This window comes from Paracoccus pantotrophus (assembly GCF_008824185.1).
Classification (GTDB): domain Bacteria; phylum Pseudomonadota; class Alphaproteobacteria; order Rhodobacterales; family Rhodobacteraceae; genus Paracoccus; species Paracoccus pantotrophus.
Genome location: NZ_CP044426.1, coordinates 1,162,272 through 1,181,680, shown reverse-complemented (window position 1 = coordinate 1,181,680; position 19,409 = coordinate 1,162,272). Strand labels below are relative to the sequence as shown.

Below are 19,409 nucleotides of genomic sequence, written 5' to 3'. Positions count from 1 at the left end.
TCAACCTCCTGCCGGCTCGAATACGAGGTCGCGGGTGACGATGATCCTGACCGGGAAGCCCGGCCGGATGGCCAGCGTTGGCGCAACCTGCAACTGGCGTTGGACGATCTGCTGGCCCGCCTGATTGACGGTATCCTGCGCCCCGTCGCGGATGGCGCGGATCAGCCGGTCCTCGTCGCTGGTCGCCAGCTCCGTGCCGACTGCGAGCAGCGTGGACAGCCCTGCGGCCTTCATCAGACCCCACCAATGATAATCGACGCCATCCTCAAGGCCGGCGTAGCCGCTGGCGTCCGCGCCCGGCAGGCGCTCAAGGACGATGGAACGGCCGCCCGGCAGGATCAGGCGATTCCACACCAGCAACACGCGGCGCTGGCCGAAGGTCACGCCGTCATCGTATTGGCCGATGATGCGCGTGCCCTGCGGGATCAGGAGCAGCGAGCCGGTCGGGCTGTCATAGACGTTCTCCGTCACCTGCGCGGTGATCTGGCCGGGCAGATCGGAACGGATGCCGGTGATGAGCGCGGCCGGGATCACGGCCCCCGCCTGAAGGATGTAGGGCGATGCCGGCGGCGTGACACGATCCGGCGCGACGGTCTGCCGCTCCACGGGTCCATTGAGGAACGCCGTGTGCCGGTCCTGCGTCGCTGGCTGTCCGCCGAGGCCGAGACCGGCAAGGCCGGGCATGGCCGTCCCTGCTGGCGATCCCGTGCGCGGGCCGGACTGGAAAAACACATTGCTCAAGCGCGCGGCTTCTTCCTCGGCGCGGCGGCGTTCTTCCTCGGGATCGACGGCGGGCGTCGCCATGACGGGCGGCGCGACCGGCTGTCCCCTGTTCTGCGCGTCGAGGATCGGACGGCCGAGGTCGCCGGGCAGCGCCGGGCCGAGCACCGGCCCCGTATAGTCGCGCGGCAAGCCGGACAGGCCGTCCGCCGTGGGCCGGTTCTCGGTCGAATAGAGTTCTTCGCCTCCCGGCCCTGCATCGCGGGTCTGGAGCGCGTAGATCAGTGCGCCGCCGATGCCGAGCAAGACGACCGCGCCGACGCCTGCCAGCATCTTGCGCGACAGGCGGGTGACGCGCGGCGGTTCGGCGCGCAGCCGCATGGGCGCGGCGGTGTCGGTGATGGTGTTATCTGTCATGACGGGGAATCTCCGGTCGCGCTGGCGGGCTGTGCGGCAGCGGCCTGCGTCGGGTTGATGCGAACGATCCTGACGACCTGCTGGCGGTTGCCGCTGCCAAGGCGCAGCTCGGCCGCGCCGAACAGGCGGTCCACGATCAGGACGTTCTGGTGGACTCGGCTGTTGACGATCTGCGGTTCGCCATTCGTGCCGAGCACGAAAATCGGCGGCATTTCGCCCTGCACGATCCCGGCCGGGAAGACGACATAGACGCGCCGGCCGTCATCGAAGACGGAAACCGGCCGCCATGGTGGGCTGTCACCTGTCAGGCCGTAGCGGTAATTCCTCGCGGCCTCGGCCGGGATAATCGGTGCGGCTGGAACGGACTGGCGCTGGCCTGCTGGCGTCGCGGGATAGGCCCATGCCACGGCCGGCATGTAGAGCGATTCCCGCGCGCGCAGCTCGATCATGTAGGTGCGCCGGTCGGTGGTGACGACAAGGTTGGTGGAAATGTCCGGCCGTGTCGGCTTCACGAGGATATGGACACGGCGGTTTGCACCGCTGCCGCTCTCGGTGTCGCCGATGATCCAGCGGGCGGTGTCGCCCGCCGCAATCGGCCCCGCGCCTGTCAGGCTCTCGCCCGGCTCCAGCGCGATCGTCGTGATCTGTCCGACTGCGGCATAGACCTGATAGAGTGCGCCTTCGGACCACGGATAAATCTGGATCGCGTTGTAGTAGCCTTCCCTGCGCGGTTCGACGCGGGCGGCTGCATTGGCGTTCTCGACGCGGCCGGCCGGCGTGCCTGCGGCGGTTCCGCCACGCGCCACGGTCCATGCCGGGGGCACATGCAAAGGCCGGGGCGTGTTGTCGGTTGCTATCGCCTGCACGGTCGGCAGCGGCGGCACGCTGGTATCGTAGCTGAATTGCGGCGTCCGGTTGGTCGCGCAGCCTGCGAGCATGGTGGCCGAAAGCAGCATAGCCGCGATTGTCGGGGTGCGGGTGATCGTCCTCATTGGCTCATCTCCCGCGACCACGAAATTGCATTGACGTAGATTCCAAGCGGATTGGCGCGCAGACGCTCGGCGTCGCGCGGCGGCTGGATCACGATGGTGAGGATGGCCGTCCATCGTTCCGTGCTGGAAAGCTGGCCGTTCTCGAAATGGCGTTCGGTCCACGCGACGCGGAAGCTGTTGGGGGACGCCCGGATGACGCTCGACACCTCGACGGCGACTTGCTGGCGGCCGACCTTGGCGAAAGGATCGTTCGCCCTCGCGTAATCGTTCAATGCTGCCGCGCCGCGATCCGTGGTCCATTCATAGGCCCGAAGCCAGTTCTGGCGGACGATGATGGCGTCGGCCGGGATCGCGCGCACCTGCTCGATGAACCGGCCGAGATGGAAAGCAATCTGCGGATCGGTCGGCCGATAGTCGGCGTTGGCAGGCGCGACGGTCTGCGCCTGACCGAGATTGTCCACCTGCACGACCCAAGGCACCACGGTCCCGCGTGCGGACTGCCAGACCAGCGCCGAGGCGAAGCCCGCCGAAAGGATCAGGGAACCGAAGGCCATCAGCCGCCAGTTCCTCGCCTGCACGCGGGCCGAGCCGATACGCTCGTCCCATGCCTGCGCGGCCTTCTGATAAGGCGTCTCGGGTTCCGGCGATTTGCCGTAATGGGTTGCTGGTCGTTTGAAGATGCTCATGAGCGGTCACTTTCGGAAAGGTTGATGGAGGAACCGGAGCCGTGGCTGTCGCCGGAGCGCACCGCATGGGCGGCCATCGTCGTGCCGTGGTTCATGGCCTGCGAGCGCCGCATCTGTTGCGCCCACGCGGGAGGGGTGCCGGCCGATGCGGATGATGCGGCCGGGGCGGCGCTCCCGCCGCCGACCGTGCCCATGGTGGAACTGCCGCCCGTCGCGCCAAATCCGGCCTTCGCGCCAGCCGAGAAGCTGGATTTGACGGATTCGGTGGCTTTCGAGACGGCACGCTTCAAGGGGGAGACGGCGGCCGAGCCTGCGGCGCGTGCGACACCGCCAAGGCCGGAAGCGACACCAGCCGCGCCGGACTGGCCGAGCGAGCCGACGCTGTAGGCTGCGGTTGTCGCGCCTGCGGTGGCCGCACCGCCCCGGACGGCCGCGGCCCCGCCGGACAAGGCAGCAGCGCCGCCCTTGGCGGCGAGCATGGTTGCACCGCCTGCGGCGACGGCTGCACCGCCGACGGCAAGGCCGGTTCCCACGGCCGCGCCTGCGCCGAGCTGCGGGCCGCCCGAGACGATGCCATTAGCGATGCCGGGGCCGAATATACCGAGGCCGAGCAGCGACAGCGCGGCAAGCACGATTGCCATGGCCTCGTCGATAGTCGGGGTCGCCCCGCCGAAACCGGCCGTGAACTGGCTGAACAGGGTCGAGCCGATGCCGATGATGACGGCGAGCACCAGAACCTTGATGCCGGAGGACACCACGTTGCCAAGCACGCGCTCGGCCATGAACGCGGTCTTGCCGAACAGGCCGAAGGGGATGAGGACGAAGCCGGCAAGCGTGGTCAGCTTGAACTCGATCAGGGTGACGAAAAGCTGGATGGCGAGGATGAAGAAGGCCAGCACGACCAACGCCCATGCGAACAGCAGGCACGCGATCTGGATGAAGTTTTCGAAGAAGGCGATCCACCCCATCAGGTCGGAAATGGATTCGAGCAGCGGGCGGCCGGCATCGAGGCCGGTCTGCGCCACCCGGCCCGGCCGCATCAGGTCGGTGACGGAAAAGCCGGTGCCCGACGCCATGAGGCCAAGGCCGGCGAAGCTGTCAAAGACGATCCGGGCGAGGTTGTTCCAATTGCTGATGATGTAGGCGAAGACGCCGACAAACAGGGTCTTTTTCATCAGCCGCGCGATAATGTCGTCATCCGCGCCCCATGCCCAAAAGAGCGCGGCGAGCGTCACGTCGATGACAATGAGCGTCGTGGCGATGAAGGCGACCTCGCCGCTGAGCAGGCCGAAACCGCTGTCGATGTAGGACGTGAATACGCCGAGGAAATTGTCGATGACGCCCGTGTTGCCCATGGTCAGCGCGCCTCGCTGCGATCACGGCCGAGGAAGCGGTCGCGGGATTCGGCCCATGCGGCGAGGCAGCCGGCATCGCTGGCGGCAGCCTCGCCGAGCTGCTGGCAGCGGCGCAGAGTTTCGCGTAACGGGTCGGCCGGGGGCTGGAAGGCCGGCGCAGGGGGCGGCGCGGAAGGTTCGTCCTTCCGCGCCATGTCGATTGCGGTCACTGTCAAGGCAATCGCGACGAACACCACGGCCCCGAGCCGGGCCAGCATCTTGCCGTCCATGGCGAGCCTCCCGGTTAGTTGTTGCCGTTGAACATCTGCGCGTTGCCCGGCTGGTAGCCGCTGCCCGGCGTCAGGAAGCGGCGGCGCTGCTCGCGGCCCTGTTCGGCGGCGGCGGCGCGTTCCGCTTCGGTCAGCGCGTCGGCTCGGCCGTTCGCCGAGATGACCGCGATCAGGTCGGAAAGCTGCTGCGATTGGAGAGCAAGGAGCTGGTTGCCGGCCTGCGTGGCTTGCAGCGCCCCGGTCGCGCCTTGGCTCTGGCCGACAAGCGCGGCCATCTCGGCGCGGTTGCTGTCGATATTGCCGACGACGCCCGCCTGCACGCGCATAGCGTCCTGCAAGCCGCCAACCGTATTTTCCCAACGGCCGCGCGCGTCGGCGACAAGCTGGGCGTCGGTCGCCGAAAGCGAGACATTGCCGTATTGGCTCTGGAACGCTTGGTCGATCTGGCCGACCTCGAACGCGAGATTTTGGGCCTGCCCGAGAAGCTGCTGCGTGCGCTGGACATTCTGCTGGAGCTGCTGGAGCGAGGAATGCGGCAGGCTCGCCAGATTGCGGGCCTGATTGATGAGCATCTGCGCCTCGTTCTGGAGGCTCTGAATCTGGTTGTTGATCTGCTCAAGCGTTCGCGCGGCCGTGAGCACGTTTTGCGCGTAGTTCGACGGGTCATAGACGATGCGGCCGAAGCCGAATTGCGCATGGGCCGGGCTTGCCAGCATGGGCGAAAGCGCGACGGGCACGGCGAGCGCCAGCGCGAGGGCCGAGGCCCCGATGATCCTGGACCAGGTCATGGAAGAATCTCCTGTGTGGGGTGGGTATCGAGCCGGGCCGGCGCGGCGGCTTCCGGTCGGTCGGCAAGATTGGTGAGGTTGGGGATCAGGTCGGCCGCCCAATCGACGCCGCGCTCACGCAACCATGCGGCTAGGAAGCCTTCGCGGCCGTGTTCGGCATGGATGCGCGCGATTTCGGTCTGGTCGGATTTGGCGGATGCGGCGCAGAGCGCGAGGCCGACTTCGGACAGGCCAAGCTCGAACAGGCGGTTGCCCCTGCGGCTTTGGCAGTAATAGTCGCGCTTGGGCGTGGCCCGTGCGAGGATTTCGATCTGCCGGTCATTGAGGCCGAAGCGCCGATAAATGGCCGTAATCTGCGGCTCGATGGCACGCTCGTTCGGCAGCAGGAGCCGCGTCGGGCAGCTTTCGATGATGGCGGGTGCGATGTTGCTGCCGTCGATGTCGGACAGGCTTTGCGTGGCGAAGATCACGCTGGCGTTCTTCTTGCGCAGCGTTTTCAGCCATTCGCGGAGCTGGCCGGCGAACCCCTCGTCGTCCAGCGCAAGCCAGCCCTCATCGATGATGAGCAGCGTCGGCCGCCCGTCGAGCCGGTCGCCGATGCGATGGAACAGATAGGCAAGCACGGCCGGGGCTGCGCCGGTCCCGACCAGCCCCTCGATCTCGAACGCCTGCACGTCCGCCGATCCCAAATGCTCTGTCTCTGCGTCGAGCAGCCGGCCATAGGCCCCGCCGACGCAGAACGGCCGCAACGCCTGTTTCAGATCGTTGGATTGCAGCAGCACCGCAAGGCCGGTGATCGTGCGTTCCTCGGCGGGTGCTGACGCCAGCGATGTCAGCGCCGTCCAGATATGTTCCTTCACCTCTGGCGTGATCGCCAGCCCCTCGCGCATGAGGATGGCGGCAATCCAGTCCGCCGCCCATGCGCGTTCATAGGTGTCGTGGATGCGGGCAAGCGGCTGGAGCGAAACGGACGCCTCGGCCCCATCGGTCAACCCACCGCCGAGGTCGTGCCAGTCGCCGCCCATGGCGAGCGACGCGGCACGGATCGAAGCGCCGAAGTCGAAGGCGAAGACTTGGCTGGCCGCATAGCGACGGAACTGGAGCGCCATGAGGGCGAGCAGCACGCTCTTGCCCGCGCCCGTGGGGCCGACGACAAGGGTGTGGCCTACGTCGCCGACATGCAAAGACAACCGGAACGGGGTTGAGCCTTCGGTCTTTCCAAAGAGCAAAGGGGGTGCACCGAAATGCTCGTCCCGTTCCGGCCCCGCCCACACCGCTGAAAGCGGGATCATGTGGGCGAGATTCAAAGTGCTGATGGGCGGCTGACGGACATTCGCGTAGGCGTGTCCGGGTAGCGAGCCGAGCCATGCGTCAACCGCGTTGACGCTCTCGGGCATGGCGGTGAAGTCGCGGCCCTGAACGATCTTCTCGACCAGGCGCAGCTTCTCATTGGCAAGGCGCGAGTCGGCATCCCAAACGGTGACGGTCGCCGTGACGTAAGCCATGCCCGCCACGTCCGCCCCAAGCTCCTGCAACGCCATGTCGGCGTCGAGCGCCTTGTTGGCGGCGTCGGTGTCCACAAGGGCGGACGCCTCGTTCGTCATCACCTCTTTCAGAATCGCGGCGACGCTCTTGCGCTTGGCGAACCATTGGCGACGGATGCGGGTCAGCAGCCGGGTCGCATCGGTCTTGTCGAGCAGGATCGCGCGCGTGCTCCACCTGTAGGGGAACGGCAGCCGGTTCATTTCGTCCAGCAGGCCCGGCGTCGTCGCGGTCGGGAATCCCACGATGGTCAGGACGCGCAGATGCGCGTCGCCAAGGCGCGGCTCCAGCCCGCCGGTCAACGGCTGGTCGGCGAGCAGCGCGTCGAGGTGCATGGGCACCTCGGGCACGCGCACGCGATGGCGGTTGGTCGAGATGGTGGAATGGAGATAGGTCAGCGTCGCGCCGTCATCCATCCAACGGCACTCGGGCATGAAGCCTTCGAGCAAGGCCAGCACGCGGTCGGTGCGGTCTATGAAGCCGCGCAGTAGCTCCCACGGGTCCACGCCGGTTTTCCCGCGGCCCTCGTAGAGCCATGCCTCAGTGCGCGCGGCCTCATCGGCAGGCGGGAGCCAAAGGAAAGTCAGGTAATATTGGGACTCGAAGTGAGCGTCTTGTTCCTCAAACTGTGCTTTCCGCTCGGCATCGACGAGTGCGGATGCAGGATCGGGGAATTTGCTTTCCGGGTATTGCGGAGCCGCAAGCCGAACGGCTTCGACGAAGATGCTCCAGCCGGAGCCGAGGCGGCGCACGGCGTTGTTGATCCGGCCGGCAACGGCGACCAGCTCGGCGGCGACGGCGGAATCCAGATCGGGACCGCGAAACTTCGCCGTCCTCTGAAAGCTGCCGTCCTTGTTCAGGACGACGCCGGAGCCGACCAATGCGGCCCATGGCAGATAATCGGCGAGCCGGGTGGCGGTGCGGCGATATTCGGAAAGGTTCATCATGACCGCGCCCTCACACCGCCAGATGGCCGGGGATGCGCAGATGCCTTCGCCCGACCTCGACAAAGAGGGGATCGCGTTTCGCTGCCCATACGGCAGCGAAATGGCCGATGGCCCAGATGGCGAGGCCGACCAGCCAGAGGCGCAGGCCGAGGCCCACGGCCCCGGCCAGCGTTCCGTTCAGAATCGCGATGGAGCGCGGTGCGCCGCCGAGCAGGATATGCTCGGTCAGCGCGCGGTGGACCGGGATTGAAAATCCCGGCACCGTGTCGAGTTGTTCAAGGCCGCCCGCCATCAGATGAGCGCCCCGCCGCCGAACGAGAAGAACGACAGGAAGAAGCTCGATGCTGCGAACGCGATGGACAGGCCGAACACGATCTGGACCAGCTTGCGGAAGCCGCCGCCCGTATCGCCGAACGCGAGGGTCAGGCCGGTCACGATGATGATGATGACGGCAATAATCTTGGCGACCGGTCCCTCGATGGACTGGAGGATTTGCTGCAAGGGCTGTTCCCATGGCATCGACGAACCGGACGCATGGGCGGCCGGGGCGAGCATGAGGCTGATGGCAAGGGTGGATGCGGCGGTCGCGGCGAAGCGATAGCCACGCGTGAGCGTGCGGATCATGAAGATTCTCCTGTGCTGGTGGGGATTGCCGAAGGGATGGGATGCGTGATGCGGTAGTCGCCGTCCGGCCCTAGCCCCTCGACGCGAGCAAGCTCGGCCAGCCGGCGCGCGGAACCGCGCCCGGAAAGGACGGCAACAAGGTCGATGGTCTCCGCGATCAGGGCGCGCGGGACGGTGACGACAGCCTCCTGGATGAGCTGTTCAAGGCGACGCAGCGCGCCGATGCCGGTGCCTGCATGGATGGTGCCGATGCCGCCGGGGTGTCCCGTTCCCCACGCTTTCAGAAGATCGAGGGCTTCCGATCCGCGCACCTCGCCGATGGGGATGCGATCCGGGCGCAGGCGCAGCGACGAGCGGACGAGATCCGATAGCGTGGCGACGCCATCCTTGGTGCGCATGGCGACAAGGTTGGGCGCGGCGCATTGCAGCTCGTGCGTGTCCTCGATGATGACGACGCGATCCTGCGTCTTCGCCACCTCGGCGAGCAGCGCGTTGGTCAGGGTGGTCTTGCCGGTGCTGGTGCCGCCCGCCACGAGGATGTTTGCTCGGGAAGAAACGGCCGCGCGTAGCGTCGCGGCCTGATCGGCGGACATGATCCCCGCCGCCACATAGTCGTCGAGGCTGAACACGGCGACGGCGGGCTTGCGGATTGCGAAGGTCGGGGCGGCGACCACGGGCGGCAGCAGGCCCTCGAATCTTTCGCCAGACTCCGGCAACTCGGCCGAGACGCGCGGGCTGCGGGCATGAACCTCCGCGCCGACATGATGCGCGACCAGCCGAACGATGCGTTCGCCATCGGCGGCGGACAGGCGCTCGCCCGTATCGGACAGCCCTTCGGACAGGCGGTCGATCCACAACCGCCCGTCCGGGTTCAACATCACTTCGACCACGGCCGGGTCTTCGAGCAGCCGGGCAATGGCGGGGCCTAGCGCGGTGCGCAACATGCGCGCGCCGCGCGCAATGGCTTCCGGTCTTTGGTGGTTGGTGGTCATGTCGGCCCCGTTTCTTCATGGGGCGCGACAGTCGGTCCCCGGATCGGGGTCGATTAAGAAAGCCCGGAATTGGGCCGGTTCAACAAGTATCTAGCTGCGTGCGGTGATCGGCGGCTATCGGCGGCAAATAGGACGGGTGCTTTGTCCGACCGTCTACCCGATCAGCAATTCCCCCGACGAATCGAGCCCGCACAACCGGTTAGGCGGAAAGCTCATTTGCGTCACGGATAACCAATGAACGGCTTCTGATGGCTGAATTGCCCGTTCTCCAAAGTATCGAGGATGAAAGTCGCCACCTCGGCACGGCTAATCGAACGCAGTTGCAAACCGGGCGGAATATCGGTGACGATCTGCAACGGTCCATCGCCAGTATGGGCCGTAAAGGGCGCAGGTCGTATAATGGTCCAGTCCAACCCGGAGCGCTCGATCAGCGCCTCCTGCCGATCCTTGTCCGCATAGCGGTTGCGCGTGAACAGCGGAAAGATGACGCGATTGTAGAACCACCCTCCATGTCCCCGCGTGTCGCCGGAGCCTATGCCGGTGATCGCCACCAGCCGTTTCACCTTCGCGGCCTGCATAGCGGCAACCAGTGCCCGTGTGGTGTCGGAGAACAATGTCGTCCTGCCGATACTGTCAACGCCGATGCAAAGTATCGCGGCATCACGCTCATGGAGATTACGGCGGAGAAACGCCTCGTCGGTCGGCGAACCGACAACCACCTTGACTGACGGAGTTTCCGTGATTTTCCCCACCGTACGCGTCTGCGCCGTAATCTGGTGGCCGCGCGCGGCCGCTTCGGCCAGCAGTTTAGAGCCGACTCCGCCTGATGCTCCGAGCACGAACAAGCGCATTGCCCCTCCGATTCTTCAGGATGAAACCTGCTTGGATTCCTTCTTCCACCTACGCAGGCGACCCCGCGCATTGTCGTATGGCGAGGACGTGTTGAACTGGATCATCCGTCCCATCGTCCATTTCTCATACCATGGACGTCCGTAAAGTTCGTCGTTGCTGCGCGCCTCGATAAGCGAGACGATACGATCCTTGGCCACCTCCAGACGCTCGACAAGCTGCGGATAGGGAACTGCCTCGTAGTCGTGATAGAATTTCTGCGCGAGCCGGCCCAATTCGTTCCATTTGAAGCCTGTTTCGGGGAAGTCGATAGGTTGGCCAGCCGCATCTCGGTCCAGCCATTTCAGCACCAGCTCGTTCCAGCCGACAAGATAGGCGACCAGATCGGCAACGCTCATCATCGTGCCCTTGGCGTGACCTTCAAGGCTCCTGCTTCGGACCATGTTGTCCGGAATGTCAGCAAGCTCCCTGCGCAACTTGTCGAAGTTGGTGTTGATCGCTTTTAGAAGTTCGTCGGTGTTTTGCGGAACGGCCATTCAGTCACCGCGAATAGAATACAAGGCAGGTCAAGAAGACGGATCGGGATTCGTCTCGTCTTCTATGGTTGCATCTATATCTCGCGACAGCTCCTTGAGGAAGCTGTCGCCGCTCGCCAGACGCCGGCCGAGATTCTGCATGAAACCCTCAAACCGCTCTGCGCCTTTGGCGCGGGCAGCGGACTGCGCGGCTCCCGTGAGCGGTGGGGTGATGGTCATCCAGAAATGGATGAACTGCGCGACCGTCTCGCCGAGGACGGCGAGATCTAGGTCGAGCGTGTCGATCTGGCGGCCGAGCTTGTCCAAGCGGCGAGACATGGCGGCTTCAAGCTGATCGTCGGCATCGCCGGACAGGTAGGACATGACCGCCGCCTCCACGATGGCGGATTTCGAGACATTGCGGCGCAGCGCCACCGAGCGGCGCAGCGCCATTGCCTCGATCTGCGGAATGAGCGTGGGGTCGAAATAGAGATTCAGGCGGGTTCTGGTTGCCATGGGCGTATCCTTAAAGTTCGATTCCATCATCGGGGTTCATCGCCACCTGCCGCGCCACCATTCTCATGCGCTGGCGCATGGCGCGGGCCTTGGCCGCGTCAACGTCCGGCTCGTCGTCCAGAAACTCGAACTCCTGTTCGGGCGACGGCGGCGGAGGGATGATTTCCTCTTGGCTTGGCAATTCCGGCTCGCGGCGGATGCCGGCATTGGCCGGATCGCCCTCGGCCCCGTCTGCGGCGACCGTCGCGGAACGGCTTTCCTCCGCGACCACGCGGCCGGACCAATCATCGGCGGATCGGCTGGGCGCCAGCGGAGCGGCGACTAGATCGGGCGGGGTCAGAATGCGCTCCTGAAACCGCGCGTCCTCGAAATAGCGGGCCTTGGTCGCGCGGATAGGCGGCGTGCCCGCGACCATGACGATTTCATCGGTCGGCGGAAGCTGCATGATTTCGCCGGGCGTCATCAATGGCCGGGCCGTCTCCTGCCGCGATACCATGAGATGCCCTAACCACGGCGCAAGGCGATGGCCGGCATAGTTGGTGGAATCGCGCAGCTCGGTCGCGGTGCCGAGCGCGTCGCTCACCCGCTTGGCGGTGCGCTCGTCGTTGGTGGCGAAGCTGACGCGCACATGGCAGTTGTCGAGAATGGCGTTGTTCGGCCCATAGGCGCGCTCGATCTGGTTGAGGCTCTGCGCGATCAGGAAGCCTTTGATTCCGTAGCCCGCCATGAAGGCCAAGGCGGACTCGAAAAAATCCAATCTGCCGAGCGCCGGAAACTCGTCCAGCATCAACAACAAGCGATGGCGCGTGCCGGAGGTGGTCAATTCCTCCGTCAACCGCCTGCCGATCTGGTTGAGGATCAGGCGGATGAGCGGCTTGGTGCGGTTTATGTCGGACGGTGGCACGACCAGATAGAGCGTGACCGGCAGCCGGCCGCCGACCAGATCGGCAATGCGCCAGTCGCATCGTGCCGTCACCCTCGCCACCACGGGATCGCGATAGAGGCCAAGAAACGACATGGCGGTGGACAACACGCCCGACCGTTCGTTCTCGGATTTGTTCAACAGCTCGCGAGCCGACGATGCGATGACGGGATGAACGCCGGCCTCGCCGAGATGCGGCGTGTCCATCATGGCGCGCAAGGTCGCCTCGACCGGGCGGCGCGGATCGGACAGGAAGTTGGCGACGCCCGCCAGAGTCTTGTCCTTCTCCGCATAGAGAACATGCAGGATCGCGCCGACCAGCAGGCTATGGCTGGTCTTTTCCCAATGGTTGCGCTTGTCCAAGCTCCCTTCGGGATCGACCAGAATATCCGCGATGTTCTGCACGTCGCGGACTTCCCATTCGCCTTGCCGGACCTCCAGCAACGGGTTGTAGGCCGACGACTTCGCATTGGTCGGATCGAACAGCAGGACGCGGCCATGCTTTGCTCGAAAGCCCGCTGTCAGCGTCCAGTTCTCGCCTTTTATGTCGTGGACGATGGCGGATGCGGGCCATGTCAATAGCGTCGGCACCACCAGTCCGACGCCCTTGCCGCTGCGCGTCGGGGCGAAGCATAGGACATGCTCGGGGCCGTCATGGCGCAGATAGTCCCTGTCGTATCGGCCAAGCACCACGCCATCGGGACCGAGCAATCCGGCGCTGCGGATTTCCCGATCCTCGACCCATCGCGCCGATCCGTATGTGGCGACGTTGCGTGCTTCCCGCGCCCGGATGATCGACATGAGGATGGCGGCCACGATCGCTAGGAAGCCACCTGATACCGCGATTATGCCGCCCTCGACGAAGATAGCGGGTGCATAGGCGTCGAAGGAGAACCACCACCAGAAGAACGCGGGCGGATAATAGACGGGCCAGCTCGCCAGCTCGAACCATGGCGCTCCAAGCTGCGGCTGAAAGCCGAGGCGGAAGGCAACCCATTGCGTCGCCGCCCACGTCATCACCAGAACGATGGTGAAGACGACAGCGATTTGACCCCAAAGGATTCGGCCTCCGCGCATACGGGCTCCAGTCGGCAAAAGAGACGGAGCCGATCAGAGATAGGCAAAGTTGGGATGGGCAACAGGAAAGAGGATGCGGGAGGGCTGCCGGATACTATCGGCGGCAAATAGGACGGATCGCCTTCACCGTTATCGTGCCGTCCGAGTGCCACCGCGCAACCGATTGGGCGAAACGCTTTCACGGTTCATTTTGCCTGTGAGGTCGAGCAGGTTTTGCAGTGCGGCGCTGCGGTTGAACGGCGACCAGACGGCGGTAAAAACAACCGGCTCTGGCTCGTCGGCGAAGGGCAGAAAGACGATGCCGGTTGTCGGTAGCAGCGCCGAGGCCGCGCCGACGATGGTGATGCCGAAACCCTGTCCAACCATGGACAGCAGCGTGCCGCGCCCCACTTCGAAGCGCAGGATTGACGGCGGAGGCCAGCGTCCGGCGAAGCGCAGCACAATATGGTCATGAACCTGTGGGCCAGTGCCGCCATGGCGGACGAGAAAGGTCTCGCCCACCAGATCGGCCCATGTGATTGCCGATTGCCCGGCAAGGCGATGCTGTTCCGGCAGCACGACCATTAAGGGTTCGGTCCAGATCGGGCGGGTATGGCAGTCGGGCGATTCAAGCTTGCCCGCGACGAACACCACATCCAGCCGGTCGGCGCGAAGCTGGATGACCGCATCGCGGGCCGTGCCTTCGGTCATCTCGACCTCGATGCCGGGATGGGTTTTGCGATACTGCGCGATAAGCTCGGCGGGGAAGCTGCCCGGTATCAGGGCGTGGATGCCAATGCGCAGGCGTCCCCATTTGCCGGCCGCCGTCATGCTTGCGGTCTTCACCGCATGGTCAAGCTGATCGACGCCGGCAGCTATCCGCTCGACGAAGTGGCGTCCGGCCTCAGTCAGTCGCACGCCCCGCGCATGACGCTCGAACAGGAGGACGCCAAGGTCTTCCTCCAGCGTCTTCACACGCGCGCTGACGCTGGATTGCGCCACGCCGAGCGCATTGGCGGCGTGACGGAAGTTGAGATATTCGGCGACGGCCAACGTCTGGATCAGCGACGCGAGGGGAATGCGACCGCCGAGGATTTGCGACGATCTATCCAGTTGCGCATATTTCAGATGCCGCCGTCGCATGGTGGCAGGCTACTTTCTCGTTGCCACGCCAGCGGCGAAGATGCCCAACAGGGTAAGAAGCGCGATGCCGAGCGTAACATAGCGAGCTGAATCCACCGCAGATTCCCCGCCTGCCGCCATCAGCGTGCCGGCGAGCGCAGAGGTGATCGAGAAAGCAATAAGTTGTGTGATGGTGATCGCAGCGGCAGCCTTACCCCCTTCGGCGGGGTCGTGGGTACTGCTCATCGCGGCCACACCGAGCAGCGGCCATGCCAGTCCGATGCCGATGCCAGCGAAAGCGAGGACGGCCGCCCAAATCAGCACCATCGCAATATCGGCACCGGAGACCTGTAGAAGCCCATAAGCGATCAGCCCGGCCGTCAGCAGCAATGGGCCGACGCGGATAGCCCGGCGGCGGCCGCTCTCACTCTTGACCGACACCACGAAAAGCTGAGCGATGACCCACGCCAACGAGAGAACCGCGCCGAGAAATCCTGCGATCAGCGGGGAGAGGCCCGCCAATTGTTGGCTAAACAGCGGAATGAAGTTCTCCACCATCACGCCCGCGCTGAGCGCAGCGACGGTGAGATAAACCCATTTCAGAGAGTTGCCGCGCCGATAGGTGATATGCGGAAGGATGGTCTCTTTTGCCCGCCGCTCCACGACGACGAACAGCCAGAGCAGCACTAAACCGATCCCGACCATTGCCAGCGTCGGCCAGCCTATCGGCACGATGGCGCTGAGACTGATAGCGATGGTGGCAAGGACAAGCGGAATGAGAGAGCCAACGGGAACAGGCGAACGATGCCCCGAGCCGGCCATACGGCCGAACGCGCGCTGCGCGATGATTCCAAACAGCAGCGAAACCACCGCCAGCACACCGTAGGACCAGCGCCAGAGTCCGAGTTCCGCGAACACACCGCCAAGGGCCGGCCCGAACAGCGTTCCCAAGCCCCACATGGCTGACACGACGCCGGTTGCCCGCGCCCAATGGCGTTCGGGGAGTGCGGCACGGATCACCGCGTAGCCAAGCCCTGCCAACAAACCGCCGCCCAGTCCTTGCACGACACGACCGACGATCAGCAGTTCCATCGTTGGGCTGGCGGCATTGGCCGCTGCGCCGAGCCCGAAGACGACGAACGCCGTAACATAGGCAAGCGCCGGCCCCTTCCAGTCGAGGATACGGCTGACAAACAGTGAGGCTACGATTGCCGAGATAACGAACGCAGTCGTCACCCAGGCATAATATTGCTGCCCGCCAATATCCGCGACGATGGAGGGCATCAGTGCGGCGGTGAAATAGAGGTTCATGGCATAGAGCAGCACGCCGCTAGCCATGACCAGAACAATGGCGAGGTGGCGGCCGGACAGAAGATCGGACCATCCGTCCAGATGCGCCGCAGGCGCATTTGCGGGATCGGCCGAACCGGCCGGAGTTGGTGAGCTATTCATCGGGGATTCTCCGAAAGGGGAAGGTTCAGTCGGCTGCGCGCCGGACGGCCAAGGACAGGCCCAGCGCGACCAGCGAGACGAGCAGGACAATGCTGGGAGCGACTGTATGGCCGTAATCGGCGTTCAGCAGTGTCGTGAGGGAAGCAGCGGCCATCACCATCGCGCCAAGGCCGGCTCCATAGGGCCGCGAGCCAGCGCGGATCAGCAACAGCCCAGCGGCCAGTTCGAGAATGGCGGTGATGTAGTGGAACCAGTCGGGGTAACCCCAAGCCACATAGGCCGCCGCATTTTCCTCTGAGATGAAGATGTTGCCGTAAGCGCCGAAGAGAAAGAAAGCCGCCAGTAGCCAAGCCAGGCTGGTCGCTATGATCGGAAGGGGTCTGTTCATGTGGCCTCGCACCTTGGAAATCGGACCGGCTGACGCAGCATAGGACTGGACCCACCAGCCGTTCCGACATAGATTGAATGCTCACTCTAGTTATGATCGGCGTGCGGTCAAGCTATATTAGAGCGATCATTCTATGTTTATGGAGGCCCCATGGTCCGCAAGCGCGTTCCCGAGCAGCATGAAGGCAGACGGCAGGAGATTCTCGCAGCGGCACATCGATGCTTCCTGCGCCATGGTCTGCAAGGCGCGTCGATTTCGATGATCTGCAAAGAGGCGGCGATGAGCCCAGGCCACCTCTATCACTACTTCCCTAGCAAGGACGCTATCATTGAGCAGATGGCGGATGAATACCTTGCCAGCCTCCACAGCCATTTCAGCGGGCACCCCGAAGGCGAACAGACGGCGACTGTTCTGCTATCGGAATTGTGGAGCATGAAGGGGTGGGACGATCTCGGTCATTGCCGCATTCTGTTCGAGCTGTTGGCAGAAGCGGGACGCAACGAAAGAATCAGAGCCATCCTCAAAGAGAACACCGATGGTGTTCGAACATTGCTGACAGAAGCGCTGACAGCCGGCCAGGCACGTGGCGAAGTCGATTCCGCTCTTGATCCGAAGCACACGAGCGCGGTTTTGGTGGCGGTCCTTGATGCCGCGCCGATGCTGCCATTGATGACAGCGGACCTTAACTTCGAGGAGAGCCGAAAACTGATCACGACCATGGTCGGCCGATTTCTGAAGCCTCAACAATGAGGCGGATCATGAAAATGGAGGATGGCGGCCGGTCGAAGCATTGGTGCCAGTCGCGCCGAAAACTTCCCGTTGATGTGGCGGATCGCGTCAAGTCATGACAGATGTTTCACAGCTAACCTCGCCCGACTTGTCCGGGTTGCAAGCATTTCTGGCGCTGTGTCTCTATACAGCCGTAACATCGGTCACGCCCGGACCGAACAACATGATGGTGCTGGCATCCGGTGTTAATTTCGGCATTCGGCGGACATTGCCACATATTGCGGGCATCAGCATTGGTTTCGCCGCGATGGTCGTCATCATCGGGATGGGCCTTGGAGTGATTTTCGAGGCGTATCCCATGCTCAACATCGTCCTGCGGTGGGTAGGCGGCGCCTATCTTCTGTATCTGGCATGGAAGATCGCCGGGGCCGCAGCACCGGAGGATGCAGAAAGATCGGCTGCCAGACCCTTGGGCTTCATTGGCGCTGCTGCGTTCCAATGGGTCAACCCCAAGGCATGGGTCATGGCGCTCGGTGCCGTCGCCACTTATCTTCCGGGTTCCCCCTCGCTGTCGTCCGTGGCCGCAGCTGCGCTGCTGATGGCAGTGATCAACGCGCCCTGCGTCGGTATTTGGGCTGCGTTCGGCGTGGGCCTCCGCCGGCTTTTTACGGAGCCTGCGAAGCTGCGCGCCTTCAATCTTACCATGGCAACGCTGCTGGTTGTCTCACTCTATCCGATCTTCGTGGCATAGATGAAAAATGCTGAACACATGATCGTCGTAACCGGTGGTCCCGGTTCCGGCAAAAGCAGTCTGATCGATGCCATGGCACTGCGCGGCTTCCGCACCATGCCCGAGGCCGGCAGGGCGATCATTCGAGACCAGATCAAGATCGGCGGTAAAGCTTTGCCTTGGGCGGATCGCGCACTCTTCGCCGAACTCATGTTGGGCTGGGAACTGCGTTCCTATCAGGACGCTCTTCAAAGTGATGAGCCTGTCCTTATGGATCGTGGAATACCGGATGTTGTTGGTTATCTCACACTCTGCGGCCTACCTGTGCCTGCTCATTTCGAAGCGGCGGCCAAAACCTACCCTTACAATAAGCGGGTTTTCCTTGCCCCGTATTGGGACGCCATCTTCACGCAGGACACTGAGCGCAAACAGGACAGGCAAGAGGCCGAGGCGACCGCCAAGGTTATGGCTGAGACTTATAGGAGGATTGGATATAAGATAGTCGAGCTGCCGCTGGTGGGAATTGAGCAGCGCGCCGACTTTGTTATCGACAGTCTGCGAACCTTGGGAACGTGACGTTGCGTTACGCCAGTTGCTTGAATTTACAAATTTGGCAAAGATAATGGCACGGATGCGCCGTCACTTATCCGGCTCTCGCTTCCTCGTTACAGCGAAATCCCCCTCTGCCTTCCCAACTGCCACGATACCGATCCGCCCTGCACGACGCCGATGACCTCGCGACCGAGTTGGCGGTCGATGACGGGCCGCCATGGGACAAGGGTAAACTCATGGGATTTCTCGATCACGGCGAACTTGCCGCTCGATAGCTGCACGGTGCCAGTGAACTTGCCGCTAACGTTCTCGCCGTCCGCGGCGGCCCGGAACGGTAGCGCCTTGCTTTCTGCCATCTCCGCACCGACACGGGCAACCTCGCGCTCGAGTAGGGTGGGGAGAAGATTGCGGCGGTAGAACATGCGGCCGTTCCGCGCTCGGGTGGCGTCGCTCTGTTCGATGTGATGCTCGCGGCGCTGGTCCATCGCCTCGCGCACCTGCTGACCGAAGCCGGTCGACGCAAGGTCGGCGGTTTCGCCATGGACCAATCGCCGGTCCAGCCATGTCGCGCCATCCGATCCGATCTGCTTACCTAGATCGACCGGGGACAGGACACGAACGCTGGCCTGCCGGTCGCGGCCGGCGTCATAAGCGGCGGCGCGGCTGACCAGATCATCGGGGATGCGCCATTGGTCGGCGTCAATCCGCTCGACGATCCCGGCCCGGCGCAGCGCCTCCAGCCGGCGCACATGGGCATCGACATAGCCCTCATAGTCGCCGCCCGGAACGCGGCCCTCGAATTTGGCCTGTTCCAGATGGCGGCTCGGCCGATAGATGCCGTCTTCTGCGATTGCGGTGATGGTGCGGTCGGACGGCCGGGTTGCCACCTCGGCCGGTCCGATCTGGATGATGCTGCCCATGCGAGCGTCCTCCAGCCGCTCGGGCGCGATGCCGGCGATGTGGTGCGTCCGCCCGTCGATCCCGTCCACCACGATTGTCAGGTTCTCGCCCAGCTCGTCGGACAGGTGCTTGTCCACGACGCGGCCGACGATGGACGTCTCTGGCGCACCGTCATGGATTTGGAAGCTCATGGGATCGCGTTCGCCGCCCTGCGGGCCGAGCGCCTTCTGCATGGTGCGGATAATGTCGCCCCGTTCGCCCAACTCGCGCAGGGCCGGCTCCATGTCCTTGCTCAATTCCCAAACGCCGGGCGCGTGCTCGGTCGCCAGCCCCATCTTCTCCAGCT

At 64.2% G+C, this 19,409-nt stretch carries 21 protein-coding genes; 3 read left to right on the top strand and 18 right to left on the bottom strand.

Features of this window, described 5'->3' with window-relative positions:
* The 17 genes from ESD82_RS16315 to ESD82_RS16235 form a co-directional block, all read right to left on the bottom strand.
* Window positions 1-1,137: a TrbI/VirB10 family protein gene (locus tag ESD82_RS16315; protein WP_147427845.1), complete on the bottom strand. Its 1,137-nt coding sequence runs from the start codon at window positions 1,135-1,137 to the stop codon at window positions 1-3.
* Entirely contained in the window at window positions 1,134-2,129 is a 996-nt protein-coding gene (gene trbG / locus ESD82_RS16310; protein ID WP_147427847.1) for a P-type conjugative transfer protein TrbG, read from the bottom strand. Before trbG ends, ESD82_RS16315 begins: the two co-directional genes overlap by 4 nt.
* Complete coding sequence (gene trbF / locus ESD82_RS16305) at window positions 2,126-2,815, bottom strand: conjugal transfer protein TrbF (protein WP_147427848.1); 690 nt, start codon at window positions 2,813-2,815, stop codon at window positions 2,126-2,128. The genes trbG and trbF overlap by 4 nt, the downstream gene beginning before the upstream one ends.
* Window positions 2,812-4,170, bottom strand: a complete 1,359-nt coding sequence (gene trbL / locus ESD82_RS16300; protein ID WP_147427850.1) for a P-type conjugative transfer protein TrbL — start codon at window positions 4,168-4,170, stop codon at window positions 2,812-2,814. Before trbL ends, trbF begins: the two co-directional genes overlap by 4 nt.
* 2 nt (window positions 4,171-4,172) lie before the next feature.
* Window positions 4,173-4,439 carry a putative entry exclusion protein TrbK-alt gene (trbK-alt, locus tag ESD82_RS16295; RefSeq protein ID WP_147427852.1) on the bottom strand — a complete coding sequence of 89 codons (267 nt, stop codon included), beginning with the start codon at window positions 4,437-4,439 and terminating at the stop codon, window positions 4,173-4,175.
* A 14-nt stretch (window positions 4,440-4,453) separates the two neighbouring features.
* Window positions 4,454-5,227: a P-type conjugative transfer protein TrbJ gene (gene trbJ / locus ESD82_RS16290; RefSeq protein ID WP_147427854.1), complete on the bottom strand. Its 774-nt coding sequence runs from the start codon at window positions 5,225-5,227 to the stop codon at window positions 4,454-4,456.
* Window positions 5,224-7,716, bottom strand: coding sequence for a conjugal transfer protein TrbE (gene trbE, locus ESD82_RS16285; protein ID WP_147427856.1), 2,493 nt, complete (start codon window positions 7,714-7,716; stop codon window positions 5,224-5,226). Before trbE ends, trbJ begins: the two co-directional genes overlap by 4 nt.
* Before the next feature lie 10 nt (window positions 7,717-7,726).
* Entirely contained in the window at window positions 7,727-8,008 is a 282-nt protein-coding gene (locus ESD82_RS16280; protein ID WP_147427857.1) for a VirB3 family type IV secretion system protein, read from the bottom strand.
* On the bottom strand, window positions 8,008-8,340 hold the full coding sequence (locus ESD82_RS16275; RefSeq protein WP_147427858.1) for a TrbC/VirB2 family protein: 333 nt from the start codon (window positions 8,338-8,340) through the stop codon (window positions 8,008-8,010). The genes ESD82_RS16280 and ESD82_RS16275 overlap by 1 nt, the downstream gene beginning before the upstream one ends.
* On the bottom strand, window positions 8,337-9,284 hold the full coding sequence (trbB, locus tag ESD82_RS16270; RefSeq protein ID WP_456152431.1) for a P-type conjugative transfer ATPase TrbB: 948 nt from the start codon (window positions 9,282-9,284) through the stop codon (window positions 8,337-8,339). Before trbB ends, ESD82_RS16275 begins: the two co-directional genes overlap by 4 nt.
* A 269-nt stretch (window positions 9,285-9,553) precedes the next feature.
* Complete coding sequence (locus ESD82_RS16265) at window positions 9,554-10,183, bottom strand: NAD(P)-dependent oxidoreductase (protein ID WP_147427862.1); 630 nt, start codon at window positions 10,181-10,183, stop codon at window positions 9,554-9,556.
* Window positions 10,184-10,198: 15 nt separating this feature from the next.
* A complete protein-coding gene (locus tag ESD82_RS16260; protein WP_147427864.1) occupies window positions 10,199-10,717 on the bottom strand; it encodes a ClbS/DfsB family four-helix bundle protein in 519 nt (172 codons plus the stop codon).
* A gap of 30 nt (window positions 10,718-10,747) precedes the next feature.
* Entirely contained in the window at window positions 10,748-11,212 is a 465-nt protein-coding gene (locus tag ESD82_RS16255) for a CopG family transcriptional regulator (RefSeq protein WP_208852062.1), read from the bottom strand.
* Window positions 11,213-11,222: 10 nt separating this feature from the next.
* Complete coding sequence (locus ESD82_RS16250; protein WP_147427866.1) at window positions 11,223-13,211, bottom strand: conjugal transfer protein TraG; 1,989 nt, start codon at window positions 13,209-13,211, stop codon at window positions 11,223-11,225.
* A gap of 129 nt (window positions 13,212-13,340) precedes the next feature.
* Complete coding sequence (locus ESD82_RS16245; protein ID WP_147427868.1) at window positions 13,341-14,333, bottom strand: LysR family transcriptional regulator; 993 nt, start codon at window positions 14,331-14,333, stop codon at window positions 13,341-13,343.
* Between the two features lie 9 nt (window positions 14,334-14,342).
* Window positions 14,343-15,764 carry an MFS transporter gene (locus ESD82_RS16240; RefSeq protein WP_147427870.1) on the bottom strand — a complete coding sequence of 474 codons (1,422 nt, stop codon included), beginning with the start codon at window positions 15,762-15,764 and terminating at the stop codon, window positions 14,343-14,345.
* Window positions 15,765-15,789: 25 nt separating this feature from the next.
* Window positions 15,790-16,152 carry a DoxX family protein gene (locus tag ESD82_RS16235; RefSeq protein WP_147427871.1) on the bottom strand — a complete coding sequence of 121 codons (363 nt, stop codon included), beginning with the start codon at window positions 16,150-16,152 and terminating at the stop codon, window positions 15,790-15,792.
* 150 nt (window positions 16,153-16,302) lie between these two features.
* Here ESD82_RS16235 and ESD82_RS16230 point away from each other — a divergent pair, with 150 nt between their 5' ends.
* From ESD82_RS16230 to ESD82_RS16220, 3 genes are all read left to right on the top strand, one after another.
* Window positions 16,303-16,902, top strand: a complete 600-nt coding sequence (locus ESD82_RS16230) for a TetR/AcrR family transcriptional regulator (protein WP_147427872.1) — start codon at window positions 16,303-16,305, stop codon at window positions 16,900-16,902.
* Between the two features lie 94 nt (window positions 16,903-16,996).
* Window positions 16,997-17,632: a LysE family translocator gene (locus ESD82_RS16225; RefSeq protein WP_208852061.1), complete on the top strand. Its 636-nt coding sequence runs from the start codon at window positions 16,997-16,999 to the stop codon at window positions 17,630-17,632.
* An 18-nt stretch (window positions 17,633-17,650) separates the two neighbouring features.
* Window positions 17,651-18,187: an AAA family ATPase gene (locus ESD82_RS16220; protein WP_147427874.1), complete on the top strand. Its 537-nt coding sequence runs from the start codon at window positions 17,651-17,653 to the stop codon at window positions 18,185-18,187.
* 89 nt (window positions 18,188-18,276) lie between these two features.
* On the opposite strand, the gene ESD82_RS22020 is transcribed toward ESD82_RS16220, so the two are convergent.
* Entirely contained in the window at window positions 18,277-19,398 is a 1,122-nt protein-coding gene (locus ESD82_RS22020; protein ID WP_244314601.1) for a DUF3363 domain-containing protein, read from the bottom strand.
* Window positions 19,399-19,409: the final 11 nt, after the last annotated feature.